Here is a 24808-nt window from a genome sequence, read left to right as displayed (position 1 = left end):
ACCCTTGCAGCCGGCACCAAGCCGGCCATGGCGGCGGCGCTGGCCGCCATCGAGCGCGACCCCGGCGCCCCGGATGTCGTTGCCCTGCTGGACAGGGCGTGGGCGGCGCCCAGGGCCCATGTCATCGGTCTGACCGGTCCGCCCGGCGTGGGCAAGTCAACGCTCACCGGCGCGCTGATCCGCGCTTGGCGCAGCGAAGGCAGGTCCGTGGGGGTGATCGCCGTCGATCCATCGTCGAAGCGCACCGGCGGCGCCCTGCTGGGCGACCGCACGCGGCTTGCCACCGATGCCGAGGACCAGGGCGTGTTCGTCCGCTCCATGGCAGCCCGCGACCGGCTGGGCGGCCTGGCGTCGCTGACCTTTGCCGCCATGGTGCTGATGCGCGCGGTTTATGACATCGTGCTGGTCGAGACCGTGGGCGTGGGTCAGTCGGAGACGGATGTGGTGACTGTCGCCGACACGGTGGTGTTCTGCATCCAGCCCGGCTCGGGCGACAGCCTGCAATTCATGAAGGCCGGCATCATGGAGGTGCCGCATATCATCGTCGTCACCAAGGCCGATATGGGCCAGCCTGCAATCCGCGCGCGCGCCGATGTGAAGGGTGCCCTCAGCCTGAACAGCGCGGGCGATGGCTGGGACGTGCCGGTGCTCCTCGCCTCGGCATCCTCGGGCACCGGCCTGGAGATGCTGCGGGACGCGGTGGACAATCGCTGGTCATGGCTGGGTGAGGATAACCGTCTGATCGACTCGCGCCGCGCCCAAGACGGTCACTGGCTGGAGGAAAGCCTGCGCGACCGCTTCGGCCGCGAGGGAATCAAGCGGCTCGGTCCCGCCATAGATCATCGCGAAGGCTCGCCCTTCGACCGCGAAGCCCGATTGGGAAAGATGCTGCTGGAACAGTAGCCTAGGCGGACATGCTCATCAGGACGATCCCGCCGATCACACCGATGGCCAGGACGATCCAGAGCCACTTTTCCTTGCTCTGCTGCTGTTCCTTGCGTTTACGCGAAGTCATGTTGTGGGCCGCCTGTACCGGTTCTTTACTCAGGACGTTACCGTGCCGCACCGACTGTAGCCGGTTGCGGCGGCGGACCCAAGAGGGTGGTGCGCACCAATGCCTCGAAACGGGCGAGGGCGTCCCGCGTACCGTCCGGATCGTAGATCGCCTGCGCAGCGGGATCCGGGCCGCTGCATAATCCGAACGCGTAGCGCACCGAGGCGGCGGTAACCGTCAGGTTCGATGCGTGCTCCACGAACACGTTGGGCTCGGTCTCGGTGAAAAAGCAGCGCACCGGCAGATTGCCGCGCACCGGCAGCTTTTCGACAAGGCGGAAATAGGGATGCGGGTAATCGAATGCGTGCCCGCCCGCCGGATAGACCTGCATGTCGATGCTCAGTCCCGGATTGTCGTGTTTCAGCCGGCCGGCGAAATCTGCGCACAGCGCGGCGGGCGTGACCCGGTCGAGACCGCCGCTCAGGATCAGTACCGGCGCGCCGGTTGCGGTTTCCTCGAGGAACGAGAAGCCGCACCATGGATAGAACGCCACATGCAGGGCAAAGCGGCTGTCCTCTGTCGCCAGCGTGCCGCGGAAGCGTTCGAGACTGGCAAGGAGCGCGGGGCCGGCCCCCTTGGAAAAACCCATGATGCCAATGCGTTGCGAATCGATTCTTGGGTCCTTGCTTAGAATGCCTAGCGCCGTGTAGGCGTCGGCGATGATCGATGCCTCGGAAACCGCCGCCTGGTCGAAGATGGTTTCCTTGACCTTGCGTCCGCTGAAACTGTCCACCGCCAGGGCGGCGATGCCCCACTCGTTCAGCAGCCGGGCGTAGAACCAGTCCTGCGATCCCTGGCCGGTGCCGCCATGCAGGATCACCATGGCGGGGACTTTGACGCCCGCCGGCGTGCCGGACGGCATCATCAGGCTGCCGGTGATCCGCTGCGGCAGCGCGTCCGATGGATGGGCCAGTTCGTCGATGAAGCCCAAGGTCCGGCTGTCGAGGGCGATCGTCTGGCGGTCGGGCGGCGCGCTGGCGCCGCAGGCGGTGAGCAGGATCACCAGCAGCAATGCCAGGGCTATGCGGCAACTCCATTTCCAGCCGTCAATCGGCCAGGTCTGGATCCCGGCCTTCGCCGGGATGGCGGCGATATGGATGTTGAAGAAAGTCCCCCAAGCCATTGGATAATACTACCTAACTCAACTCCTTGTGCCGGAAGCACGACGCCGTGTGGTCATTCACCATGCCGACGGCCTGCATGAAGGCATAACAGATGGTCGGGCCGCAGAACTTGAAGCCGCGCGTCTTCAGGTCTTTCGACATGGCCCGGCTCTCGGCGGTCTCGGTGGGCACCTGGTCCATGCCCGTCCAGTGGTTCTGAATGGTCTTGCCGCCGGTGAACTGCCACAGATAGTCGGAGAACGAGGTGCCCTGCTCGCGCATCTCCAGATAGGCCCGTGCGCTGGTGATGGCGCCCTCGATCTTGCCTCGGTGACGGATGATGCCGGCGTCGCCCAACAACCGGGCAATGTCCTGCTGGTCATAGCGGGCGATTCTTTCCGGCTCGAAGCCGTCGAAGGCCTTCCGGAAGTTGTCGCGCTTGCGCAGGATGGTGATCCACGCCAGTCCGGCCTGGAAGCCGTCGAGCATCAGCTTTTCATAGAGCGCCCGGCTGTCGCGCTCGGGTACGCCCCATTCACGGTCGTGATAATCGATATAGAGCGGGTCACTGGACGGCCAGGAACAGCGAACGGGCTCGGTCATGGCGCGAGAGCCTCCACGTGCAGCGTGGCCGACCCGGCAGTCAGCGACGCGCCCTGTTCGCGGGCCTGGTCCACGTCCTCGATGCGCAGCAACGCGATGCCCCGGTTGCCGGCGACCGAGCGCACCTGGCCCGCGGGCTTGTCGCCCAGCAGCACCTCGGCGCCCGGCGCGGCGGCGCCTTCAAACAGCACGGGGTAAAGCCTGCGGCGGACATTGCCGCGATACTTGGTGCGGGCGGTCAGTTCCTGGCCGACATAGCAGCCCTTGCTGAACGACACGCCGTTGAAGGTGTCGAAATTGGCCTCCAGCAGCAGGGTCTTGTCCACCTCCAGGTCGCGGCGGGCATCGGCCGCGCCCACTGCGACGCGCAGCGCCTCATAAGCCACGAATGGCGCCGGCGCGAATCCCATCCCCTCCAGCGCGTCGGCGGCGCCGGCGCGCGGCAGTACCGCGCGGGCGCCGAGCCGGGCCGAGCGCGGATCGGCGAAGATCACGCCGCCGTCCACGTCCGGCGCGGCGCCGGGCGTGCCGCCGATGCCTTCGACGGGGCCGAGCAGCGCATAAACGGCGAAATCCGCGCTGCGGTCGGCGATGGCAGCATCCGAGCGCAGCTTGTACATCATCAACCGTCTCTGCAAGTCGGGCAGGCGGTCGCGGTCGGTGTCGAGCAGCAGCACGTCGCCCAGTTCGGCGATGAAAAACTCGAACAGGAACTTGCCCTGGGGCGTCAGCAGCGCGGCGTAGACGGCGCCGGAGGGGCCGACCTGCTCCACGTCGTTGGAAATCAGCCCCTGCAGAAATTCCCTGCGCTGCGATCCGCCGATGGCCAATATGCCACGTTCTTCCAGTAACACCGCGTTTTTCAACGGCTTCTCCTTCTTGACGCCCGCGTTCCAGGGAGGCTGGCAGGTGCGTAATGTATGGTGGTGCCGGGTTACGGGCTTTTGCAACTCGATTTAGTGACATATAACCCGAAGGCCAACAGAACCACGGATCGCATGGCCAGTTTCGACCTTCTCATCCGCAACGCAACCTGCGTCTCGCATCGCGGCATCGGCCAGGCCGATGTCGGCGTGCGCGACGGCAAGACCGCCGCCATCGGCGATTTGTCCGGGGCGAGCGCCGCCCAGGTGATCGACGCGACCGGCCTGCACCTGCTGCCCGGCGTCGTTGACAGTCAGGTGCATTTCCGCGAGCCGGGACTCGAGCACAAGGAAGACCTCGAATCGGGCAGCCGCGGCGCTGTGCTCGGCGGCGTCACCACCGTGTTCGAGATGCCGAACACCAAGCCATCGACGACCACCGCCGACGCGCTGCAATACAAGCTCGACCGGGCGCTGAACCGCATGTGGTGCGACCACGCGTTCTATGTGGGCGCCGCCGCCGAGAACGTGGAATTGCTTGGCGAGCTTGAGCGCCTGCCGGGCTGCTGCGGCGTGAAGCTGTTCATGGGCGCCTCGACCGGCGATCTGCTGGTCCACGAGGACGAGACCATCCTGCGGGTGCTGCAGAGCGGCTCGCGGCGGGTGTCGATCCACTCCGAGGACGAGCAGCGCATGCGCGACCGCAAGGGACTGGCCGAGGAAGGCAACGTGCTGACCCATCCGGTGGTGCGCGACGACCAGTCGGCGATCATCGCCACCCAAAGATTGCTGAAACTGGCGCGTCAGGCGGGCAGGCGGGTGCATGTGCTGCACATCACCACCGCCGACGAGATCGAGCTCTTGTCGCGCCACAAGGACATCGCCACGGTGGAAGTGACGCCGCAGCACCTGACCCTCGCCGGTCCCGAGTGCTACGAGCAACTGGGAACCAGGGCGCAGATGAACCCGCCGATCCGCGACGCCCGCCACCGCGACGGCCTGTGGCGGGGTATCGCCGACGGCATTGTCGATGTGCTGGGGTCGGACCACGCGCCGCATACGCTGGACGAGAAAGCCAAACCCTATCCCGCCAGCCCGTCGGGCATGACCGGTGTCCAGACGCTGGTGCCGATCATGCTGGACCACGTCAACGCCGGGCGGCTCAACCTGCAGCAATTCGTCGATCTCACCAGCGCCGGTCCGGCCCGTATCTGGGGCATGGCCGGCAAGGGACGTCTCGCCGTGGGCTGGGACGCGGACTACACAATGGTGGATATGAAAGCCTCCAGGATCATCGAGGACGGCTGGATCGCCAGCCGTGCCGCATGGACCCCGTTTGACGGACGCACCGTCACCGGATGGCCCATCGGCACCATAATCCGGGGCCAACGCGTGATGTGGGACGGCCAGCTGGCCGACTCCGCCGCAGGGCACCCGGTACGGTTCAACGATACCCTGCGGGCACATGGATAGCCTGCCGCTTTTCATCAAGGGACTGCTGATCGGCATAATCGTCGCGGCGCCCATGGGGCCGGTGAATATCCTGTGCATCCATCGCACCATCACCTGCGGCCGGATCGCCGGCCTGGTCGCCGGCCTCGGCGCGGCGCTGGGCGATGCCGCATTCGCGCTGGTGGCGGCGCTGGGCATCACTGCGGTGGCTGCCTTCGTCCAGGCGCACGAAGCCTGGTTCCGTATTCCCGGCGCGATCATGCTGCTGGCGCTGGGCGTCAAGCTGTGGCTGTCCCATCCCCATTACGAGCAGCGCGAAACCAACGGCCATGGCCTGTTCCGGTCGCTGGCCGCGACCTTCCTGCTGACCGTCAGCAATCCCATCACCATCGCCGCCTTCCTTGCCCTGTTCGTGGCCTGGGGGCTCGGTTCGGGCCTCACCGTGCCTGCCGCCGCCGAGGTGGTGCTGGGCACGCTCGTGGGCTCGGCGGTCTGGTGGGTGGCGCTGGTATTCATCATCGGCATGCTCCACCGCAAGATCGAGGACAGGCACATGCTGCTGCTGAACCGCATCACCGCCATTGCGGTGGTGCTGTTCGGGGTCTACGCGGTGGATTCGGTGACGCTGAAGATCTTCAGCTAGGCCGCCGGCCACCGCGATCTGCGGCCCTGTTTCGGAACATTAACGTCTTTCCGTTGTTCGCATCCCATGCGGCCGGCCCATGAAACCGCACATGGCCGGGCCGGCCCCGCAACAACGGGAGAACTGTCATGGCAAGAAACCTTGGACCCATCGTGGGACTTTGCGCGCTCGCGGCCGCCGGACTGAGCGCCTGCGGCGGCGCCACGCCATACCAGCCCGCCGCCGAGCCTGGCCGCAACGCACCCAGCGGCTATGGCTACAGCGAACAGCGGCTGGAGCAGGATCGCTTCATCGTCATGTTCAGCGGCAACAGCATGACGTCGCGGAACACGGTGGAAACCTACCTGCTGTACCGGGCGGCCGAGCTGACCGCAGGCACCGGCTACGATTGGTTCCTGACCGTCCAGCGCGGCACCGACCGGCACACCCGGACGCGTATCGACCGGGCCTATGGCGGCATCGGACCCTATCCCTATTGGGCGCCGTACTGGCGCTACAGCAGCCCGCGCTTTGGCTGGCGCACCTGGGATCCCTATATGGGCGATCCGTTCTGGGACCGGGGCGTCGATGTCCGCAACATCGACCGCTACGAAGCCAGCGCCGAGATCGTGATGGGCAGGGGACCGCGGCCGGACGATCCGCGCGCGTTCAACGCCCGCGATGTTCTCGCATCGCTGTCGGGCAAGATCCAGGAGCCGCGCTGATCCGGCTGGCGCTCAGCGCCGGCCCCAGGCGATGAAGAACGGGTTCTCGAAACCCGGCTTGCCGTAAAGGAACGCGGCGCCGTCGACAGTGGTGACGGTGCCGCCGGCGGCGCGCAGCACGGCGTGGCCGGCGGCAATGTCCCATTCCATGGTCCGGCCCAGCCGCGGATACATGTCGGCCTCGCCGGCGGCGATCAGGCACAGCTTGAGCGAGCTGCCGGCGGCCTTCAGTTCCTTGACGTCAAAGTCCTTCAGGAACTCCTCGGTCTTGTAGTCCCGGTGCGACCGGCTCGCGACCACCGTCAGGCCCTTGTCGGGCACGGGATGCGCCTTGATCGGCGCGCCGTCTCCGGTGGCGCTGTCGCCCCAGCCGCAGAACATGCGGCCGATGGCGGGCGCATAGACCACGCCAATCACCGGATGGCCGTCCTCGATCAGCGCGATGTTGACGGTGAACTCGCCGTTCCGGTTGATGAATTCCTTGGTGCCGTCGAGCGGGTCCACCAGCCAGAACCGGCCGCCCGATACGTCGGGCACGTGTCCGGCGGCGACGCTTTCCTCGGCGACCACCGGAATATCCGGCGCGATTCGCGCCAGGCCCCTCAGGATGACGGCCTCGGCCGCCTCGTCGGCTTCGGTGACCGGCGAGGAATCGTCCTTGCGGCGCACCTCGAAGTCGGTGTTGTAGATGGCCAGGATGGCGTCGCCGGCGTCGCGGGCGATGGCCTGGAGTTCGGTGCACAGGGCGGCGTGAGTCTGGGCGGCATGATGTGTCATGGGACAGGTTTTTAATGGGCGGATTTGACCAAGTCACGCGGCAAGCGCGGCAGCGGCGACGAATTGCCGTCCTTGCCCAGAGGCGGCCTCCCGCTATATAGCCACCCCATGCAGACGGCACCGGCGCATGGGGCGGCCCCCGCGATCGACCTGGGACTGGGCAAGGCGCCCGGCGCCTCGCGCGTCGTCGTCGCCATGTCGGGCGGCGTCGACAGCTCGGTGACGGCGGCGCTGCTGGCCGAGGCGGGCTATGACGTGGTCGGCATCACCCTGCAGCTCTACGATCACGGCGCGGCGGTGGCCCGCAAGGGCGCGTGCTGCGCCGGGTCGGACATTCACGACGCCAGAAGGGTTGCCGAGGCGCTGGGCATTCCCCATTACGTGCTGGATTACGAAAGCCGGTTCCGCCAGTCGGTGATGGACGACTTCGCCGACAGCTACCTGCGCGGCGAGACGCCGATCCCCTGCGTCCGCTGCAACCAGACGGTGAAGTTCCGCGACCTGCTCGAAACCGCCCGCGACCTGGGCGCCGAATGCCTGGCGACCGGCCATTATGTCCGGCGCATGGACGGGCCGGACGGCGCCGAGTTGCACCAGGCCGCCGATCCGGCCAAGGACCAGTCCTATTTCCTGTTCGCCACCACCGGTCAGCAGCTCGATTATCTGCGGTTTCCGCTGGGCGGCATGAGCAAGGGCGAGACGCGGGCCCATGCGGCCCGCTTCGGCCTTGACGTTGCCGACAAGCCCGACAGCCAGGACATCTGCTTCGTGCCGTCGGGCGATTATGGCGCGGTGATCGAGAAGCTGCGCCCCGGCGCCGGCGCGCCCGGCGACATCGTCCATCTGGACGGCAGGGTGCTGGGGCGGCACGGCGGCGTGATCCATTATACCGTCGGCCAGCGGCGCGGCCTGGGCATCGGCGGCGGCATCACCGACGGCAACAGCCCGCTGTTCGTGGTGCGGATCGATCCGGCCGCCCGGCAGGTCGTCGTCGGCCCGCGCGAGGCGCTGGCGGTTACCGATGTCTATGTGAAGGATCTGAACTGGCTGGGCAGCGCCATTCCGGCGCAAGGACTGGACGTGGCGGTAAAGGTGCGCTCGACCCGCCCGCCGCTGCCGGCGCGGATCAGGCCGCTGGGCGAGGGCAGGGCGGTGGTCGCGCTGCTGGCCCCCGAGGAGGGCGTCTCGGCCGGCCAGGCCTGCGTGGTCTATGACGGCGGGCGCGTCCTGGGCGGCGGCTGGATCATGGGCGCCGAGCGCACCAGCCTCTAGATACGAAAACGGCGCGGACCGTGGCCCGCGCCGTGTGTCTTCCCGCCAGGGAAGGCTCAGTTCGTCTTCTGCGCGTCCTTCAGGGCTTCACGATTGTCCTCGTTCTGCTCCTTGACCGCCTCGTTGACGGCCTTCTGGTGCGCCTTGAGGTTTTCGCGCTGGTCTTCCTGGGCCTCGCTCAGGGCGTCATCGTCGGTGACCGGATCGAGCACCTCGTCCTGGACGTCCTGCCGGTCCTTCAGCGCCTCGCGCTGCTCCTCCTGAAGAGCCGTCGTGGCCTTCATGTCGGCCTTCTGCTCATCTTTCAGCGATTCGCGCTGGTGCTCCTCGTAAATCTTCTCGACCTTGGTGTCGGCGTCCTCGGCATGGGCGGCATGGGCGCCGAAGGCTACCGACGCCGCGATAAGGGCTGCTTGGAGTCGCATCTGAAAGACCTCTGTCTGGTTGTTCACTGGGGCACTAACGATAGCGCGCCCCCGCAGTTCCCTGATGGCTTGACAGACCGCCCGCCCGCGCCGTATATCCGCGCCTCGTTGCCCCGTCCGGGGCGCGCCCCTTGGGGCGGAGTAGCTCAGCTGGTTAGAGCAGCGGAATCATAATCCGCGTGTCGGGGGTTCGAGTCCCTCCTCCGCTACCAAAATCCCTTTTGCGACTTTTGCGGATCGGTACCGTTTGTCCCGGAGACATCGGCGGCGATGCCGTGTCGCCCGTTTGTGGGCTGGCGGATGCATTACGGTGACGGTTTGCTTGCCACCTCCTGTCTGCCATCCTCTCCCGGTCTGACAGGGGAGGCGCACTATGGGGAGATTGGCGCGGTTGGGGGTTCCCGGGCTGTCGCATCACGTGACGCAGCGGAAAAGCCGGCGCGAGCACGTGTGCTTCTGTGACTACCGGCAACTGGACCTGATCGGCGCGGCCGCGCACAGGTACGGTACGGCGGTGAATGGGATATTTAGTGAACTGTCACCTTAATCCGGGGCCCGAAGCCGAAGGATAGTTGAGTGCACTGTCACCGTAACCCTATCCGTAACCCTGTCACCGTAACCCATCTGAGTCGGTAGCCACTGGCATGCCAATACTGTCCGGCGTCAGGATTGGTTCTTCCATTTGCGTGAAAGAAAGTTGCTGTCGTCGCTTTGTTGGCGAGCAGTGGGGAGGAAGATTCAGATGCCCGAAGGTGCCATTAGCCGAACCACGCGGAAAGCACGCCACTCACCCACAAAATCCCAAGCAGGCCAACGATCGATAAGACGATCGGGTACGTGCGACGGCCCTGCGCACCCGGAATCTGCCCGCCTGAAACGCTGGAACTGCGCCGTGCTCGCCGCTTCATTTCGATCATTATCGACTCCCTGCATTTGTTAATGAACATCCATGCGGGGACTTGGTTCCGCCTTGGCAACGACCTCTGTGAGATGTCGCACGGCGCCTGGCCTGCCAAGTTGGACTTGCGGCGCGTGCCGGGCTGGTTCCTCGGAAAATGAGGTTCGTCCGGGCCGTTGGGCGTCTCCTTCATGGAACTTCCAGCACACAGGATTCGTTCAGGTCGAGATCTGAATCGGCGTTGCCGCTCCGCCGGCTAAGGAAGAACCCTTTAATCCGGCACGATGGAGTCACTTATGAAGAAGATCCTTTTTTCAATCGTTACCGCGTCAGCACTACTCACCGCTGGCGTTGCTTTCGCAGAATCGTCGACCACAACCACAACCACTTGGACCGCGGACGACGGGACAGTGATCAAAGAATATTCGACGACCAAAAACTATGCTCCGATCAACGATCCCGCGCTGAATGCGGAAATCGGCGTGGTACTACCGGGTACGGTAACGGTCTATCCGCTGCCGGAAACCATGAAGGTGGAAAACCCCGATCACTACAGCTACACGATCATCAACGGCACGCCGACGGTTGTTGAACGCAGCAGCCGGCGCATCGTCCACGTCTGGTAAATCCACCTCATAGTAGAAGCGTCACTCAATCAGGCCCGTCGGAGCAATCTGGCGGGGCTTTGCTGCGTTCACGGCCGACACTCGCGGACCAGATGCCGTGACATCCTCGTGTCCGCGCTCGTCTGAATTGGCGGCGCGGGAATACGTGATCGAAGCATTTGCATGCTTGGATTTCACGAACTTGGCGGCCTCCAAGGCATCCTCTGCCCCAAGCGTTACATTTTCGGATGTCTCGTTGATCCGGTAACCGACGGTGTCCGTCGTCACAACATTTGGCGTAGATCTCGGCTTGGATTAGCGGAGGATTGGCCTCGTCTGGGGTTGATGTTAGGCGGCGAGCTTGCGGTGCTGCAAGCGCCGGTGTTCGATCGTCTGTCGCTTGATCCTTTCGCACTGTTTGCCTCCCCCGCAGTGATCCGTCTGGCCCTCGAGTAACGATTGCCACCCTAATGTGCTTCTGCAGACCGCCACACAGGCACGGTGGCGCGCAGCCGTGATTTGCCGTGGAACCGCCAAGACCTAGTCAACGTTAAGGCAACACCAAGGCAGTTCTCGGCTGAACCGTGGTCCCGCCTGGTAGTCCGGCCCTGGCGACCAGAGAACGCAAATCAAGGATTGGATGGTTACATGATCAAAGTGGGAGCTCTCGCGGCATTGACTTTCGTGGCACTGTCGGCGTGGCCGTCGACGGCGCAGGTGGCATGGCGCGACATCGGCAGCGTCGACTTCGATAGAGGCGGCGATCACGAGCGGCAATACGGCAATTTCGGCGGCCCGATCGAGAAGCTGAGATTGGCCGCATCGGGTAACGATGTGATCTGCAAGTCCGTTACCGCGACTTTCAACAACGGCAAGACGCGACAGATATTCGAGGGGCGCATCCGCAAGGGTGCCGCAACCGCCGTGGATCTCCCTGGCAAGGAGCGCCAGATCCGCAAGCTCGGCTTTCGCTGCCGCTCCGAAGGCCGGCGTGATGCCCGCATCAACATCGCGGCCGATCTGGGTAGTTTCAGCGATATCTGGCAAAGGAATCCGGCCTGGGCGAGCCTGTTCGGCGTCGCCGTAACGGCAGACCGCGGACATGATCGCCAAGATGGCCGCAGTGATGGTCGCCACAATTACCGTGATGAAGATCGCATGAACGGCTGGGTGCGCCTCGGCGCCGACAGTTTCGAAGGCAGGCGCGATCGGGAAGCGGTTTCCGCCGGTTGGAAGGGCAGGAGCGTCGACACACTGGGTCTCCGCGCAGTAAACGGTGATGCCCGTTGCAGCCGCGTCTACGTCACCTTTGGTAACGGCAAGACCCAGGATCTGGACATCGGTGACCGTGGCCGTCTGCGCGAAGGTGATTTCCACCGCATTGATCTGCCCGGCGACGAGCGCAATGTCCGCCAGCTCCAGCTGGTGTGCAGCTCGATCGGCGATCGCCAGGTGACTATCGAAAGCTACGCCCATGAGGGTCGCCGCAATTACCGTGATGAAGATCGCATGAACGGCTGGGTGCGCCTCGGCGCCGACAGTTTCGAAGGCAGGCGCGATCGGGAAGCGGTTTCCACCGGTTGGAAGGGCCGGAGCGTTGACACGCTGGGTCTTCGCGCGGTAAACGGCGATGCCCGTTGCAGCCGCGTCTACGTCACCTTCGGTAATGGCAAGACCCGGGATCTGGACATCGGTGACCGCGGTCGTCTGCGCGAGGGTGATTTTCACCGCATCGATCTGCCTGGCGACGAGCGAAATGTCAGCCAGCTCCAGCTGGTGTGCAGCTCGATCGGTGATCGCCAGGTGACTATCGAAAGCTACGCCCACAAGTAGAGAGCACGGCTTCGGAAAGGCTCCCCGGGTTCGTCCCGGGGAGCCTTTTGCTGTTCTCGGAAGGCACGTACGCCAGATTCCCGGTGCCTGGCCAATCCGACTCCACTTGCGCGCCTTGGGATTGTACCTCGCGCTCGTTGGCTCGTCGCCGGATGCGCGGCAGAAGGATACCGTCCGCATCATGTATATTCATGTGCCGGCGGGCTTGGATGGCGCTGTCGACCTATGTTCTGATGGCGATCTTCAGCGGCATGGGGTTCGTCTGGAAGCACCCTTTCGCCGACATCGCCGCCAAGAACTGCGCGCCCATCGGCGCCAATCAGCTTTTAAGCGCAATCAGGACGTTCGGGTCACTTCTCAACGAGCCGTGGTTCCGGCCCTTGGCCTGCTGACGTGCAGCCAGGAACGTCGAGAGGTAGGCCGAGCAGAATGATGGCGGGGAATGGAAGGTAGAGGATGGTTCTTCGGTCGTATGCCGTTGCCGCGCGCAATTGGAGAATGTTCGATGTGAGTCCCTTCTGCTCTACCAATACCTACCCAGAACCTATCTCGGCCGAGCCCTCTGCCGGACCGTCAATGGCGCGGAAAGCCTGACTTTTCCATGTAAGTCCGTACTGCGCGGATCTGCCAGTAGGGGTGAGCTGTTCTCTGCTAGGCCTCATTCTCTGCACACCCCGTATTTCGTCAAAAAAGTACGCAGAATTTTGCCGAGCTAAATCAGGAGCTTGAGAATTTTCAGATGTAGGACAGTTCGAACTGACCAGTGGTATGCGAGGGGAATTCCAAACGCTTGAAACGGTACGGCACTGCTGGAAACTGAGTGCCACCTTCCAAGTCTTGCCCCCGACCCTATTCGGTTTTTGCGCGCCCTGAAGGGGCATATTGGTCAACCTGCCACTGCCGCAACAGCAGACATTAGCGGGAGATTCTGCAAATCCAGGTCGTCGGCACAAGGTACTGCATTTATGATCACTGCGTTTCCTTCCAGCAAATCGGATTTGGCAAATCATGATTGATACTGAGGATGCAACCTTCCTGGCTCCCCGGAGGTGTCTGCGAGAGCCCGTTGATGAGATTTTCATTGCTGCCGACCTTTTGACTCATGCGGTCGATGCGCATCTAGCCGGTGAAATTCGCGCGGCGGGCGAGTTTATCAAACGCGCGGACCTGCCACCAATCCGAGTCTGGACAGAATCGTTGTGGGGAAGCAGCAAGTCTAATCCAGAGCAGTGGCGCTATATTCGCTACCGACAGCTTTCCGACGCTCCTCCACTTTTAGGAAAAGGTGAGCGAACCCCGGTTCGGATGCCAAACGCTTCAGAGAAGAAGGCGGTGCTTCGAACGTACGGCTACAACTGCTGCTTCTGCGGCATTCCGCTTGTCAGGAGTGAGGTGAGGAAAGCGTTTACCCGGATTTACCCTGAGGAGGCGTACTGGGGTGGCTCCAATGCGAGCCAGCACGCGGCATTTCAATGCATGTGGTTGCAGTACGATCACCTACTTCCTCATTGTCGCGGCGGGGACAATTCGTTGAGCAACGTCGTGATAACGTGCGCAGGGTGCAATTACGGAAGGATGCAGTGGACGATCGATGAACTGGGTTTGGTGGATCCTAGGACGCGTTCGCCCCTAAGCAGTGTCTGGGATGGACTCGAACGCTTGCTCGGATAATTTGTCGGCCGCCTAGCGTTGAAGTTTTCGCCTGCTCAGCGGCCTTCTCAATCCGCAGATATGCATTGGCGCGGACCTCGAAACCGGCACGCATTCATAATAAGATATCCACAGACGATCAGGGGCAGGCCAAGACCACCGTGGGCGACTAGCGGCTATGGGCGGCATGAGGCCGCTGACTGTTGCAGGGGCATCCAGCGCCAGCGACTTTCATTTCCGGGCGCCTGGTTGCGCAACCCGCACTAGCTAAATCGGGAGCGCTACCATTGGCACAAAGGCCACCATGAACTAGCATTGAAACCGGATCACCAGTCAGAGGCAGTCCAGCATCTCGGTCGAACCCATTTCATTGACGGCCGAACAATCGCTTGCTGATCGTTTTCGTCGGCGGCTGGTGAATCAGAGGGCGCCAAATGGGGGCTCGCTAGTCAAATCGGAGGCTTACGCTATGAAGATCGCAACCATCGCGACGATCTCCCTGCTCGTCGCTGCCCCGGTGTTCGCCGCCGACCCGGTCTCGCTCATCGGCACCTGGAAGGGGGAGGAGGCCGGCGTGGGCGCGCAGGACGGTTGGGACCGGCACGAACTCATCATGGAAGTCCGCGAACAGCAGAAGACCGCGTTCAAGGCCGTCAAGTCCCACGGCGCCCCTGGCGCCTATGAAACCACCGACGTCTACGGCAGCATGACCCCGGATGGGCGCGTCGTCGTGGTCGTTGACGCCGACGGCGTCTTCACCGGCTCCCTCGCCGGCCCCGACGTGCTCGACCTCTGCTATACCGAGACTGGCGAGGACGCCTCGGCTAAGTGCGCCCGCCTCGTCCGGCAAAAGTAGTTCAGGGCCTAGGTTACGGTCTAGGTTACGGTGACAGTGGGTTACGGTGACAGGGTTACGGTGACAGTGCACTTAATTGACGCCTGCCGCTGATGCGGCGATAGTGGGCCATGGCCCGTCTCGCCCGCATCGTCATTCCCGGTCTGCCGCACCACGTCACCCAGCGTGGCAACGGGCGGGCGCGGACGTTCTTCCGAGACGAAGACTATGCGCTCTACCGCGACCTGCTGGCGGCGTCGTGCCGCGCGGCGGGCGTCGAGGTCTGGAGCTGGGTGCTGATGCCCAACCACGTTCACCTGATCCTGGTGCCATCCGACGCCGACGGGCTGCGGCGCGCGCTGGCGCCGGTGCACCGGCGCTATGCCGGTTCGGTCCATGCGCGCGAGCGGCGGACGGGACATTTCTGGCAGGGGCGGTTCGGCGCCGTCGCCATGGACGAGGCGCATCTGGGCGCGGCGGTGCGGTACGTCGCGCTCAATCCGGTGCGGGCGCGGCTTGTCGCGCGGCCCGAGGGCTGGCCGTGGACCAGCGTGCACGCGCACCTGTCCGGCCGCGACGACGGCATCACCACCCTGGCGCCGGTGCTGCAGCGTTTCTCGCCGTTCGCCGACTTCATCGCCGACGAGGGCGACCCGGCGCTGCTCGACGGCCTGCGCCGCGCCGAGACCATCGGCCGGCCGATCGGCGACGAGGCGTTCATCACGGCGCTGGAAGAAGCGACGAATCGCATGCTCAGGCCCGGCAAGCGGGGCCCGAAGCCGAAGGATAGTTGAGTGCACTGTCACCGTAACCGCCACCGTAACCGCTCGCCGCCCCGATAGCGTGCAGCGGTGAGAGGCTAGCCACAGGTTGCTGCCTGGCGAAGCATTTTCCGGAACTTTCTGTCCCGCTTCAGGTGCCATTCGCGGCTCATCGCAGCGCTCGGCGTTGCATGTTTTTCTGCATAAAGCAGGACCCACAGCCGGCCCCGGGTCGATTTTGCGCCACTGCCGGCGTTGTGCTGGGCGACCCGCCTGTCGAGATCCGTCGTCCATCCCACATAGGTGCGGCAGGAACGGTCGTCGTCGCTTCCCAGGACATAAATGTAGCAGGTCATGGTGGATCCCGCAGACATCCCCGATCGGTTGGATACAGGGGCGGACTGGCCGGATGTTGGCCGGACTCGGTGAATGAAAGCTGGCGTGGTTCTTCTGCCGCCTGTCGTTGTCGCGCCATCCAAGTTTGTTCGATGCAAGTCCTACCTGCACTAGCAAAATTCCCTGGTGCGGTTATGGCGACGGGGACCGCCTCCACGCCGGACGGCGCACAAGGGAACGAGTTCATGTGCGGCCTGGTCCAGCTAGTGCGCCGGCGCAGGCCGGCAGCACCCTTGGGATAGGGTGCCTAAACGCTGCGACTGGGCCGCCAGACCTCGCGCACGATAGATCGTCATGGCCGCCTTTCGCATTGTCACAGCGATCCGATCCGGGTCTGTGACGACGCAAAATGCTGGAGGCATTTATCATGATACAGCGCGTAAACTATGCTCAACGATCGCCCGAGCCGATAGAGGCGTTCATTCATGGGCCAGGCGCGGACGAGCTGGTGCCGTCGCGTTATGCACTGCGGGTCGGCCAGCTCGATGTGCTGGTGATCAGCGATGGCGTGCTGCCTTTGCCCACCGGGACGCTGGCCACCAATGCGGCCCCGTCCGTTCTGGCGGCGTGGCTCGAGGACACGTTCCTGCCGCCGGACTTGTTCGATTGGCCGCTGAACGTGCTGGTGGTGCGCAGCGGCGACCAGACGATCCTTGTCGATGCCGGGCTGGGCGGACAGTTTCCCGGCTTTCCGCGGGCCGGGCAGTTTCCGCTGCGGCTGCAGGCCGCCGGCATCGATCTCGCATCGGTGACCGACGTGGTGCTGACCCACATGCATATGGACCATATCGGCGGGCTGCTGGTCGAGGAGGTAAAGCGCCGGCTGCGGCCGGACCTTCGGATTCATGTGGCGGCGGCCGAGGTCGCATTCTGGGCGACGCCCGATTTCTCCCATACCGACATGCCGACACCGGTGCCGGACGTGCTCCGCTCGACCGCCCGACAGTTCCTGAACGAATATCGCGGCCAGCTGCGGACCTTCGACACCGAGCACGAGGTGGCGCCGGGGGTGGTCGCCCGCCGCACCGGCGGCCACACGCCGGGGCACAGCGTGGTCTGCCTGGAATCGGCCGGCGAGCGCCTGACCTTCCTGGGCGACGCCATCTTCCCGGTGGGCTTCGAACACCCCGACTGGCACAACGGCTTCGAGCACGACCCTGAGGAATCGGTGCGTGTGCGGGTTCGTCTGCTGCGGGAGGCGGCGGCCACCGGCGAGCTGCTGGTCGCCACTCACCTGCCGTTCCCGTCCATCGGCCGGGTGGCGGTCGACGGCGAGGCTTTCCGCTGGGTGGCGGGTTACTGGGACTACTGACCACCTGCCGGCTTGGAGGCCAAGGGGTGCGCGCTCGCCGGCGGGCGCGCGCCCTGCGCCGCGTTGCGGGGTGAACGCTGCCTTGCTCGCGGCCGGCTAGCCGGGGCCGAACACCGACCAGCCGGTCCGCTGCACCAGCCGCTCCAGCGCCAGGGTGCCCAGCTGTGAATTGCCCCGGTCGTTCAATCCGGGCGACCAGACGGCGATGGACGCAATCCGCGGGGCGATCGCCAGGATGCCGCCGCCCACACCGGACTTTCCCGGCAGGCCAACGCGGTGCGCGAACTCGCCCGATCCGTCGTAATGGCCGCAGGTCATCATCAGCGCCAGAATCCGCCTCGCGCGCTGCGGCGTGACCACCGACAGGCCCGTGTCCGGGTTGCGCCCGCCGGTCATCAGGAAACGGCCGGCACGCGCCAGCTGCCGGCAGTCCATCGACAGCGAGCATTGGTGGAAATAGACCCCCAGGGTCTTGTCGACCGGGTGATGGATGTTGCCGAAGGCGCGCATGTAATTGGCGAGCGCGACGTTGCGAAAACCGGTGTCGCGCTCGCTTCGGGCGACGATCTGGTCAATGGCGACGCTGTCATCGCCCGTGAGCATGCGCATGAACTGAAGAAACTCGCCGATCACTTCGGCCGGCTCGTAGTGGGAGAGCAGGATGTCGGACACGACGATGGCGCCGGCGTTGATGAACGGGTTGCGCGGAATGCCGCGTTCCCACTCGAGCTGGACGATTGAATTGAAGGCGCTGCCCGATGGCTCCCGCCCGACCCGGTGCCACAGGGCATCGCCAACCGCACCCAATGCCATGGTCAGCGCGAAAACTTTGGTGATGCTCTGGATCGAAAACGGCACCTGCGCATCGCCGGCGACATGGCATTCACCGTCCATGTCAACGATCGCCATGCCGAAGTGCCAGGGCGAGACCGACGCCAGCTGGGGGATATAATCAGCAACCGCGCCGCGGTCGCCCGCCAGCTTCATTTCCTCGGCGATCTCCTGCACGATCGACCCCAAAGGAACACTATTCATGGACATCTCGCCTTGGTCTCTGGGGGCGTGCACGCTGTCGGTGTTTATAACCGCGATCATCTGTAGCGGCCATACCCTGCAGAGGACCGTACCCCATAAATCCCGGCCCCGGGCATGGTTCGCATTCACTTCACAGGAACTTTCGTGTATAATTGAAACTTCCGAGCGTCCATCCTGCTCAGGAAAAAATCCGGAATCTATGCCAGAGGAGAGTTGCATCAATTTCTTTGATGAAATGCTTGGCGACGAAAAATCAGTTCGCGAACCTTATGTCACTTACGGCGCGTGGCTCGATAAAGAAGATCCTTCAAGGATTAGGCGAAAGACACGGCAAGCCGAGGCATTTTTTCGAAGAACCGGGATCACCTTCAATGTTTATGGCACCGATGAGGCCGACGAACGCTTGATCCCGTTCGATGTGATCCCGCGGATTATTTCCGACCGCGAATGGCGCCGGTTGTCGCGCGGCATCGAACAGCGGGTGAGGGCGCTCAACGCCTTCCTGCACGATATCTACCATCGCCAGGAAATTCTCCGCGCGGGCCGTATTCCGGTCGAGCTGATCGCCACCAACGAGGCATTCCTGCTGCCGATGGTCGGCGTGAACCCGCCGGAGGGCATCTACACGCACATTGTCGGTACCGACATTGTGCGCACCGGACCCGACGACTTCTATGTGCTCGAGGACAACGCCCGAACGCCGTCCGGCGTTTCCTACATGCTGGAAAACCGGGAAACGATGTTGCAGATGTTTCCCGAGCTGTTTTCGCGTATCGCGGTTCAGAAGGTCAGCGACTACCCGGCCAATCTGCGCCGGTCGCTCGCGGCCTGCGCCCCGGCCAGGTGCACCGGCACGCCGGTCGTCGCGGTGCTGACACCGGGCATCCACAATTCCGCATATTTCGAGCACAGTTTCCTGGCCGACCAGATGGGCGCCGAACTGGTCGAGGGCAGCGATCTGCGCGTTGCCGACGGCCGGATCGCCATGCGCACCACCGAAGGCGATGTACCTATCGACGTGCTCTATAGGCGGGTCGACGACGACTATCTGGATCCGATGAATTTCAGGCCGGATTCGATGCTGGGCGTGCCGGGCATCTTCGATGTCTACCGCTCGGGCGGGATCACCATCGCCAATGCCCCGGGCACGGGGATCGCGGATGACAAGGCGCTCTATTCCTACATGCCGGACATCATCGAGTTCTATACCGGCGAGCAGGCCTTGCTGAAAAATGTCCCGACCCATCGCTGTTCCGACCCGGACCAGCTGGCCTATGTGCTCGAGCGGCTGCCGGAACTGGTGGTCAAGGAGGTTCACGGATCGGGCGGCTATGGCATGCTGGTCGGCCCGGCCGCCTCGAAGAAGGAGATCGAGGCGTTCCGCAAGAAGCTGCTGGCCAAGCCTTCCAATTATATCGCCCAGCCGACGCTGGCGTTGTCGACGGTCCCGATCTTTACCGATCAGGGTCTGGCGCCGCGGCACGTTGATCTGCGGCCGTTCGTGCTTCTGTCCCCCGACGGCATCGAGATCACGCCGGGCGGGCTTACGCGGGTGGCCATGTCCGAAGGCTCGCTGGTGGTGAATTCCAGCCAGGGCGGCGGCACAAAAGACACCTGGGTCCTGGAGGAGTAACGCCATGCTGAGTAAAACCGCAGGCGGACTCTTCTGGATGTTCCGCTACCTCGAACGCTGCGAAAATAACGCCCGGTTGCTCGACGCGGGTTTCCGGATCGCCCTGACCCGTTCTGCGACCGCAGCTGCGGAATGGAAATCCGTGCTGACCACGTCAGGGTCGCTGGGCGATTACAAGAAGCTGCACGGCGATTTCGTGTCGTCCAATGTGGTCGATTTCGTGCTGCGCGATCCGGCCAATCCCTCCAGCGTCATTTCCAACGCCAAGCAGGCGCGCGATAACGCCAGGCTGGTGCGTACGGCGCTGACCCGCGAAGTCTGGGAGGCGACCAACGAGTGCTGGATGACGCTGAAGGCGCTGCTGGACAAGCCGGTGCCGGAACAGGAGCTTCCCGATACGCTGAGTGTCATTCGCCAGCAAAGCGCGCTGGTGCGCGGGGCGACCCATGGCACGATGATGCGCAACGACGGCTATCATTTCGCGCGGCTGGGCACCTTCCTGGAACGGGCGGACAACACGGCCCGCATTCTGGACGTGAAGTACTACCTGCTGCTGCCCTCGATCGCCCAGATCGGCTCATCGCTCGATAAGGTCCAGTGGGAAACGATCTTGCGGTCGGTATCGGCGCAGCGCGCCTATCGCTGGCTGAACGGCTCCAACATAAATCCGCTCAACATCGCCGAATTCCTGATCCTGAATGACGAAATGCCGCGATCGCTGGCATTCAGTTACGCAAATCTGGAAAACCATCTCACCCGGCTTGCCACGCGCTACAAGGTCGAAAAGCCTTCCAATGACCGGGTGCGGTCTGTCCATTCCATGGTGAAGGACACGCATATCGACCAGATATTCGAGGAAGGCCTGCATCAGTTCATCGAAAGATTTCTTGTCGAGAACGGCAAACTCGCCCTGCAAATTCAGACCGACTACAGATTTCAGGGGTAATCATGCTGCTGCACATCAACCACACGACGACCTACCAATACGATGCGCCCATCGATTACGGGCTGCAGCAAATCCGGCTCACACCGAAGGACCGCGACGGCCAGAAGGTGGTGCGTTGGAACATCGCAATCGATGGTGGCAAGAAGGAACTGAGCTTCTCCGACCATCACGCCAATATTGTCGACCTCGTGAGCGTCACGCCCGGCCGGGATCGGATCGTCATTCGGTGCAGCGGCGAGGTCGAGGTTTCGGATTCCTCCGGCGTCGTCGGCCTGCACCGCGGCTTCATGCCGCTCTGGGCCTTCCGGCAACCGACGCCTCTCACCCAGGCAGGCCCACAAATTCAGGCCCTGGTAGAGGAATTGGGCACCGACTTTTCGGACGACATCTCGCGCGGGCACGCATTGTCGGCGCTGATCGGCAAGCACATGCCCTATGAAACCGGCCGCACCGGTGCGGAGACCAGCGCGGAACAGGCGCTCGGGATCGGCTTTGGCGTGTGCCAGGACCATGCCCATGTGTTCCTGGCGAGCATGCGCCTGCTCGGACATCCGGCGCGCTATGTGTCCGGCTATCTGATGATGAACGACCGGCAGCATCAGGATGCCACCCACGCCTGGGCTGAAACCTATATGGATGGTATCGGCTGGGTCGGCTTCGATGTGTCGAACGGCTATTCGCCCGATGACCGGTACGTGCGTGTTGCGACCGGGCTGGATTACGAGGATGCCTCACCGATTTCCGGCATGCGCTACGGCAGCTCCAACGAAAACATGGTGGTTCAATTGCAGGTCCAGCAATAGGCTGGAACGGCAAGACCGCGGCTTCCGGAAGATCGGGCCAGGCGCCGTTGTCGGACGTCTCGGGCAGACGCGGCCTGACCCGCGCGCCTCCCTCAGCGCAACGCCAGTGCGGCCCAGGGACGCCGGATAACTCTTGAGACCTTGCATTTTTTCATGAAGGTGCAGCGGTCTTCCTTACCGAAAGCGAATGTATTTGCGCAGGTTTTCATGCCCCGAATGTGGCAGTCAGGTTCACTTCGACAACAGCAGGTGCGAGGCCTGCTCGTCGTCGCTGGGCTATGCCGCCTCGATCGATCAGGTGCTCGTCGTGCCCGGTCACACCGACAGTGCCGGCACAGTGGCGCCGGAGCATCTGTTTTGCGCCAACCGGGATCTCATTGGCTGTAACTGGTTGCAGGAGACGCCCAACGCGGCAGGACTGTGCCAGAGCTGTCTGCACACGGTCAAAATCCCCGACATCACCGATCCTGAAAAGCTCCTGCGGTGGGGCAGGCTGGAGCGCGCAAAGCGCCGGCTGTTCTACGCCCTGATCAAGTTCAATCTACCGCTGGCCATCGAAGCCGACTATTCCGAAGGCTCCTTGCGCTTTGAATTGCTGGGCGACGAGTTCCATCCGGATGGAATGAAAAAGCGCGTGATGACCGGCCATGACGATGGCCTGATCACCATCAACATCGCCGAAGCCGATGACGCGATCCGCGAAAAGAACCGGACGGCCATGGGCGAGCCATACAGGACGCTGATCGGCCACTTTCGGCACGAAGTGGGCCATTATTACTGGGACAAGCTTGTCGACCAGGCCGGGGTGATCGAGATGTTTCGCGCGTGCTTTGGCGACGAACGCCGCGACTATTCAGACTCCCTGAAGCACTATTATGCCAACGGACCCGCCCAGAACTGGACCAATTCCTATGTCAGCGCCTATGCGAGCGCCCATCCGTGGGAGGATTTCGCGGAAACATGGGCGCATTATTTTCACATGGTCGGCGGCCTGGAAACGGCCTACGCCTACGGTCTGAACCCTCAGCCCTTGCAGGATGGCGCATTGCCGCTGGTTCAGCTGGCAGATCCCTATCACGTCGTCGACTTCGATCAGCTTGTCGAGCACTGGGTGCCGATCACCGTGGCCATGAACGCCATGAACCGATCAATGGGGAACAGGGACTATTATCCGTTTGTGCTGTCGCTGGATATTTCCGAGAAAATGAAATTCATTCACAGAGTGATCAAGGACCACCTCTGAATTCCTCTTGCTCGGCCGGGCAGCCTCAGCGGCGGCCCGGCCGGAAGGGTGATCAGCTGAAGATTTCGAACAGGCCGGCGCCGCCCTGGCCGCCACCGATGCACATGGTCACCACGCCCCATTTGGCGCCGCGGCGCTTGCCTTCCTGCAACAGGTGGCCTGTGCAGCGGGCGCCGGTCATGCCGAAGGGATGGCCGATGGCGATCGAGCCGCCATTGACGTTGTATTTGGCGGGGTCGATGCCCAGCTGGTCGCGGCTGTACAGGCACTGGCTGGCAAACGCCTCGTTCAGTTCCCACAGGTCGATGTCGTCGACGGTGAGGCCCTGACGCTTCAGCAATTTCGGCACCGCGAAGATCGGGCCGATGCCCATCTCGTCAGGTTCGCAGCCGGCGGCCGCCCAGGATACGAAACGGCCAAGGGGTTCCAGCCCGCGGCGCTCGGCTTCCCTGGCCTCCATCAGGACCACGGCGGCAGCACCATCGGACAGCTGCGAGGCGTTGCCGGCGGTGATGAACTTGCCCGGTCCCTTGACCGGCGTGAGCGCGGCAAGACCCTCGAGCGTGGTGTCGGGCCGGTTGCACTCATCGCGGTTGACCACATAGTCGACGATGCTCTCTTCCTTGGTCTCCTTGTCGACGACCTTCATCCGGGTCGCCATCGGCACGATTTCGTCCTTGAACAGGCCCGCCTGCTGCGCCGCTGCCATGCGGCGTTGTGATTCCAGCGAATATTCGTCCTGGTACTCGCGGCTGACCTTGTAGCGCTCGGCGACGATGTCGGCGGTGTCGATCATGGCCATGAAGATGGCGGGCGCGATCTCCAGCAATTCGGGATCGACCGATTCCTTGGGCAGGGCGCCGCCGGGAACCGAGAGGCTCTCGACGCCGCCGGCCACCACGCAGTCGGCGTTGTCGCCGCGGATGTGGTTGGCGGCCATGGCGATGGACTGCAGCCCCGACGAGCAGAAGCGGTTGATGCTGACGCCGCCGATGGTCTTGGGCATGCCGGCCAGCAGGGCGGCCAGACGGGCGATGTTCGGCGCCGCGTGGGAAATGTTGCCCAGGTAGCAATCCTCGACGAAGTCCGCCTCGACGCCTGACTTGGCGACAGCGTGCTTGATCGCATGCGCGGCCATGGTCATGGGCGGCGTGATGTTGAATCCGCCCCGGCCCGCCTTGGCAAGGCCCGTGCGGGCGTAAGAGATGATGACTGCGTCGCGCATTGGCCGGGCCCCGTTTTCAATGTTGATTGGACACTATTGTTATACGGCGGGCCGGGTATCAGGCAACTGCGTTGCTGGGCCGGTTTTGTAATCATTGGAGGGACCTGCGAGAATTCCTTCCTGCTTTCGTTTTATTCCCGATTGATTGATTTGAATCCATGACGGACGTCCAGCCGGGGCGTATTTCTCTAGATCAAGCCCAATCGGCATGCCCGTTCGATGCCATTTGAAAAGGAGGGTCTGATGCAGTTGCCCCACGGTACGATCGTCGCCGTCATCGATGGTGAACACCTTGAACTCTACAGAAACAGCGGCGACGAGGCGCATCCCGCGCTGGACGTCATGCCGGCTCCCAAACTCGACCTTCACAACAAGGCGGCCGGAACACATCATCACACGAGTTCCGCCAATCCGAACGGGCATCTGGTGGCCGAGGATGCGCACGCCGCAGGCGTGGTGGACTGGCTCCAGACCCAGGTCCTGGCACACAAGATCGATCATCTGGTCGTCATCGCGGCGCCGCGCACGCTCGGCGAAATGCGGCTGCATTACAGCAAGCAGCTTCAGGGCGTTCTGACCCAGGAGATCGCGAAGGATCTCATCGGGCGCAGCGGTTCTGAAATCCTTGGGTCGTTGAAGACGCAATAGTTTCCGCAACGGCCTGACTGCAACGGACGCCAACGCCTTTCGCCGATTGCCCCGTGTGCCATGGCCGACTAGTGTCGGCCTTGGTAAAT

General features: G+C 63.5%; 25 protein-coding genes and 1 tRNA gene. 17 read left to right on the top strand and 9 right to left on the bottom strand.

Annotated elements, in window-relative coordinates:
* Positions 1-27: 27 nt before the first annotated feature.
* A complete protein-coding gene (locus tag WJU21_RS03075) occupies positions 28-903 on the top strand; it encodes a methylmalonyl Co-A mutase-associated GTPase MeaB (protein ID WP_346322444.1) in 876 nt (291 codons plus the stop codon).
* 149 nt (positions 904-1052) lie between these two features.
* Here the strand turns inward: WJU21_RS03075 and WJU21_RS03070 are convergent, their stop codons facing one another.
* From WJU21_RS03070 to WJU21_RS03060, 3 genes are read right to left on the bottom strand one after another with little or no spacing between them, the layout of a single operon-like run.
* Positions 1053-2177 carry a dienelactone hydrolase family protein gene (locus WJU21_RS03070; RefSeq protein WP_346321905.1) on the bottom strand — a complete coding sequence of 375 codons (1125 nt, stop codon included), beginning with the start codon at positions 2175-2177 and terminating at the stop codon, positions 1053-1055.
* A 13-nt stretch (positions 2178-2190) separates the two neighbouring features.
* Positions 2191-2760 carry a DNA-3-methyladenine glycosylase I gene (locus WJU21_RS03065; protein ID WP_346321904.1) on the bottom strand — a complete coding sequence of 190 codons (570 nt, stop codon included), beginning with the start codon at positions 2758-2760 and terminating at the stop codon, positions 2191-2193.
* Complete coding sequence (locus WJU21_RS03060) at positions 2757-3626, bottom strand: folate-binding protein (RefSeq protein ID WP_346321903.1); 870 nt, start codon at positions 3624-3626, stop codon at positions 2757-2759. The genes WJU21_RS03065 and WJU21_RS03060 overlap by 4 nt, the downstream gene beginning before the upstream one ends.
* A gap of 132 nt (positions 3627-3758) precedes the next feature.
* On the opposite strand from WJU21_RS03060, the gene WJU21_RS03055 reads away from it, so the two are divergent.
* From WJU21_RS03055 to WJU21_RS03045, 3 genes are all read left to right on the top strand, one after another.
* On the top strand, positions 3759-5096 hold the full coding sequence (locus WJU21_RS03055; protein ID WP_346321902.1) for a dihydroorotase: 1338 nt from the start codon (positions 3759-3761) through the stop codon (positions 5094-5096).
* Positions 5089-5718 (top strand): LysE family transporter, encoded by a 630-nt coding sequence (locus WJU21_RS03050; protein WP_346321901.1) that lies wholly within the window; start codon positions 5089-5091, stop codon positions 5716-5718. Before WJU21_RS03055 ends, WJU21_RS03050 begins: the two co-directional genes overlap by 8 nt.
* Positions 5719-5846: 128 nt before the next feature.
* Entirely contained in the window at positions 5847-6422 is a 576-nt protein-coding gene (locus WJU21_RS03045; RefSeq protein WP_346321900.1) for a hypothetical protein, read from the top strand.
* A gap of 12 nt (positions 6423-6434) precedes the next feature.
* On the opposite strand, the gene cysQ is transcribed toward WJU21_RS03045, so the two are convergent.
* A complete protein-coding gene (cysQ, locus tag WJU21_RS03040; protein WP_346321899.1) occupies positions 6435-7199 on the bottom strand; it encodes a 3'(2'),5'-bisphosphate nucleotidase CysQ in 765 nt (254 codons plus the stop codon).
* 108 nt (positions 7200-7307) lie between these two features.
* Here cysQ and mnmA point away from each other — a divergent pair, with 108 nt between their 5' ends.
* The gene (gene mnmA / locus WJU21_RS03035) at positions 7308-8471 is read left to right on the top strand and encodes a tRNA 2-thiouridine(34) synthase MnmA (protein WP_346321898.1); all 1164 of its coding nucleotides are present in this window, start codon (positions 7308-7310) and stop codon (positions 8469-8471) included.
* Between the two features lie 56 nt (positions 8472-8527).
* Here the strand turns inward: mnmA and WJU21_RS03030 are convergent, their stop codons facing one another.
* A complete protein-coding gene (locus WJU21_RS03030) occupies positions 8528-8896 on the bottom strand; it encodes a hypothetical protein (RefSeq protein WP_346321897.1) in 369 nt (122 codons plus the stop codon).
* Positions 8897-9031: 135 nt separating this feature from the next.
* Between WJU21_RS03030 and WJU21_RS03025 the strand changes: the two genes are divergently transcribed.
* Positions 9032-9108, top strand: a tRNA-Met gene (locus WJU21_RS03025).
* 546 nt (positions 9109-9654) lie between these two features.
* On the opposite strand, the gene WJU21_RS03020 is transcribed toward WJU21_RS03025, so the two are convergent.
* The gene (locus tag WJU21_RS03020) at positions 9655-9813 is read right to left on the bottom strand and encodes a hypothetical protein (protein ID WP_346321896.1); all 159 of its coding nucleotides are present in this window, start codon (positions 9811-9813) and stop codon (positions 9655-9657) included.
* Between the two features lie 277 nt (positions 9814-10090).
* On the opposite strand from WJU21_RS03020, the gene WJU21_RS03015 reads away from it, so the two are divergent.
* From WJU21_RS03015 to WJU21_RS02995, 5 genes are all read left to right on the top strand, one after another.
* Positions 10091-10420, top strand: a complete 330-nt coding sequence (locus tag WJU21_RS03015) for a DUF1236 domain-containing protein (RefSeq protein WP_346321895.1) — start codon at positions 10091-10093, stop codon at positions 10418-10420.
* Positions 10421-10900: 480 nt separating this feature from the next.
* A complete protein-coding gene (locus WJU21_RS03010; protein WP_346321894.1) occupies positions 10901-12232 on the top strand; it encodes a hypothetical protein in 1332 nt (443 codons plus the stop codon).
* A gap of 209 nt (positions 12233-12441) precedes the next feature.
* Complete coding sequence (locus WJU21_RS03005; RefSeq protein ID WP_346321893.1) at positions 12442-12624, top strand: hypothetical protein; 183 nt, start codon at positions 12442-12444, stop codon at positions 12622-12624.
* A gap of 1727 nt (positions 12625-14351) precedes the next feature.
* Positions 14352-14738, top strand: a complete 387-nt coding sequence (locus WJU21_RS03000) for a hypothetical protein (protein WP_346321892.1) — start codon at positions 14352-14354, stop codon at positions 14736-14738.
* A gap of 110 nt (positions 14739-14848) precedes the next feature.
* Positions 14849-15511 carry a transposase gene (locus WJU21_RS02995; protein WP_346321891.1) on the top strand — a complete coding sequence of 221 codons (663 nt, stop codon included), beginning with the start codon at positions 14849-14851 and terminating at the stop codon, positions 15509-15511.
* Positions 15512-15576: 65 nt separating this feature from the next.
* Here the strand turns inward: WJU21_RS02995 and WJU21_RS02990 are convergent, their stop codons facing one another.
* The gene (locus WJU21_RS02990) at positions 15577-15834 is read right to left on the bottom strand and encodes a GIY-YIG nuclease family protein (protein ID WP_346321890.1); all 258 of its coding nucleotides are present in this window, start codon (positions 15832-15834) and stop codon (positions 15577-15579) included.
* 407 nt (positions 15835-16241) lie between these two features.
* Between WJU21_RS02990 and WJU21_RS02985 the strand changes: the two genes are divergently transcribed.
* The gene (locus WJU21_RS02985) at positions 16242-17186 is read left to right on the top strand and encodes an MBL fold metallo-hydrolase (RefSeq protein ID WP_346321889.1); all 945 of its coding nucleotides are present in this window, start codon (positions 16242-16244) and stop codon (positions 17184-17186) included.
* Positions 17187-17282: 96 nt separating this feature from the next.
* Here the strand turns inward: WJU21_RS02985 and WJU21_RS02980 are convergent, their stop codons facing one another.
* Complete coding sequence (locus WJU21_RS02980) at positions 17283-18227, bottom strand: glutaminase (protein ID WP_346321888.1); 945 nt, start codon at positions 18225-18227, stop codon at positions 17283-17285.
* Between the two features lie 193 nt (positions 18228-18420).
* Between WJU21_RS02980 and WJU21_RS02975 the strand changes: the two genes are divergently transcribed.
* The 4 genes from WJU21_RS02975 to WJU21_RS02960 all read left to right on the top strand — a co-directional run bounded on the left by WJU21_RS02975 (position 18421) and on the right by WJU21_RS02960 (position 22846).
* Positions 18421-19854: a circularly permuted type 2 ATP-grasp protein gene (locus WJU21_RS02975; protein ID WP_346321887.1), complete on the top strand. Its 1434-nt coding sequence runs from the start codon at positions 18421-18423 to the stop codon at positions 19852-19854.
* 4 nt (positions 19855-19858) lie between these two features.
* On the top strand, positions 19859-20800 hold the full coding sequence (locus WJU21_RS02970; protein WP_346321886.1) for an alpha-E domain-containing protein: 942 nt from the start codon (positions 19859-19861) through the stop codon (positions 20798-20800).
* A gap of 2 nt (positions 20801-20802) precedes the next feature.
* Positions 20803-21603: a transglutaminase family protein gene (locus tag WJU21_RS02965; RefSeq protein ID WP_346321885.1), complete on the top strand. Its 801-nt coding sequence runs from the start codon at positions 20803-20805 to the stop codon at positions 21601-21603.
* Positions 21604-21796: 193 nt separating this feature from the next.
* Positions 21797-22846 carry a putative zinc-binding metallopeptidase gene (locus WJU21_RS02960; protein WP_346321884.1) on the top strand — a complete coding sequence of 350 codons (1050 nt, stop codon included), beginning with the start codon at positions 21797-21799 and terminating at the stop codon, positions 22844-22846.
* Positions 22847-22898: 52 nt separating this feature from the next.
* Here the strand turns inward: WJU21_RS02960 and WJU21_RS02955 are convergent, their stop codons facing one another.
* Entirely contained in the window at positions 22899-24071 is a 1173-nt protein-coding gene (locus tag WJU21_RS02955; RefSeq protein ID WP_346321883.1) for an acetyl-CoA C-acyltransferase, read from the bottom strand.
* A 243-nt stretch (positions 24072-24314) separates the two neighbouring features.
* On the opposite strand from WJU21_RS02955, the gene WJU21_RS02950 reads away from it, so the two are divergent.
* Complete coding sequence (locus tag WJU21_RS02950) at positions 24315-24719, top strand: host attachment protein (RefSeq protein WP_346321882.1); 405 nt, start codon at positions 24315-24317, stop codon at positions 24717-24719.
* The last annotated feature ends 89 nt before the right edge of the window (positions 24720-24808 follow it).

Origin of the sequence: Emcibacter sp. SYSU 3D8 (genome assembly GCF_039655875.1) — a bacterium.
Lineage (GTDB): Bacteria > Pseudomonadota > Alphaproteobacteria > SMXS01 > SMXS01 > RI-34.
Note: the sequence above shows the minus strand (reverse complement) of the source record. Positions and strands in the feature narration are given on the sequence as shown.

Bases quoted from the DNA above. Each gene is read 5' to 3' on its own strand.
- WJU21_RS02965 (WP_346321885.1), top strand. From the start codon at position 20,803: ATGCTGCTGCACATCAACCACACGACGACCTACCAATACGATGCGCCC.
- cysQ (WP_346321899.1), bottom strand. From the start codon at position 7,199: ATGACACATCATGCCGCCCAGACTCACGCCGCCCTGTGCACCGAACTC.
- WJU21_RS03005 (WP_346321893.1), top strand. From the start codon at position 12,442: ATGGCGCTGTCGACCTATGTTCTGATGGCGATCTTCAGCGGCATGGGG.
- WJU21_RS03075 (WP_346322444.1), top strand. From the start codon at position 28: ATGGCGGCGGCGCTGGCCGCCATCGAGCGCGACCCCGGCGCCCCGGAT.
- WJU21_RS02985 (WP_346321889.1), top strand. From the start codon at position 16,242: ATGATACAGCGCGTAAACTATGCTCAACGATCGCCCGAGCCGATAGAG.
- WJU21_RS03065 (WP_346321904.1), bottom strand. From the start codon at position 2,760: ATGACCGAGCCCGTTCGCTGTTCCTGGCCGTCCAGTGACCCGCTCTAT.
- WJU21_RS03045 (WP_346321900.1), top strand. From the start codon at position 5,847: ATGGCAAGAAACCTTGGACCCATCGTGGGACTTTGCGCGCTCGCGGCC.
- mnmA (WP_346321898.1), top strand. From the start codon at position 7,308: ATGCAGACGGCACCGGCGCATGGGGCGGCCCCCGCGATCGACCTGGGA.
- WJU21_RS03050 (WP_346321901.1), top strand. From the start codon at position 5,089: ATGGATAGCCTGCCGCTTTTCATCAAGGGACTGCTGATCGGCATAATC.
- WJU21_RS02980 (WP_346321888.1), bottom strand. From the start codon at position 18,227: ATGTCCATGAATAGTGTTCCTTTGGGGTCGATCGTGCAGGAGATCGCC.
- WJU21_RS03020 (WP_346321896.1), bottom strand. From the start codon at position 9,813: ATGATCGAAATGAAGCGGCGAGCACGGCGCAGTTCCAGCGTTTCAGGC.
- WJU21_RS03055 (WP_346321902.1), top strand. From the start codon at position 3,759: ATGGCCAGTTTCGACCTTCTCATCCGCAACGCAACCTGCGTCTCGCAT.
- WJU21_RS02990 (WP_346321890.1), bottom strand. From the start codon at position 15,834: ATGACCTGCTACATTTATGTCCTGGGAAGCGACGACGACCGTTCCTGC.
- WJU21_RS03015 (WP_346321895.1), top strand. From the start codon at position 10,091: ATGAAGAAGATCCTTTTTTCAATCGTTACCGCGTCAGCACTACTCACC.
- WJU21_RS02995 (WP_346321891.1), top strand. From the start codon at position 14,849: ATGGCCCGTCTCGCCCGCATCGTCATTCCCGGTCTGCCGCACCACGTC.
- WJU21_RS02970 (WP_346321886.1), top strand. From the start codon at position 19,859: ATGCTGAGTAAAACCGCAGGCGGACTCTTCTGGATGTTCCGCTACCTC.
- WJU21_RS02950 (WP_346321882.1), top strand. From the start codon at position 24,315: ATGCAGTTGCCCCACGGTACGATCGTCGCCGTCATCGATGGTGAACAC.
- WJU21_RS03070 (WP_346321905.1), bottom strand. From the start codon at position 2,177: ATGGCTTGGGGGACTTTCTTCAACATCCATATCGCCGCCATCCCGGCG.
- WJU21_RS02975 (WP_346321887.1), top strand. From the start codon at position 18,421: ATGCCAGAGGAGAGTTGCATCAATTTCTTTGATGAAATGCTTGGCGAC.
- WJU21_RS03000 (WP_346321892.1), top strand. From the start codon at position 14,352: ATGAAGATCGCAACCATCGCGACGATCTCCCTGCTCGTCGCTGCCCCG.
- WJU21_RS03030 (WP_346321897.1), bottom strand. From the start codon at position 8,896: ATGCGACTCCAAGCAGCCCTTATCGCGGCGTCGGTAGCCTTCGGCGCC.
- WJU21_RS02955 (WP_346321883.1), bottom strand. From the start codon at position 24,071: ATGCGCGACGCAGTCATCATCTCTTACGCCCGCACGGGCCTTGCCAAG.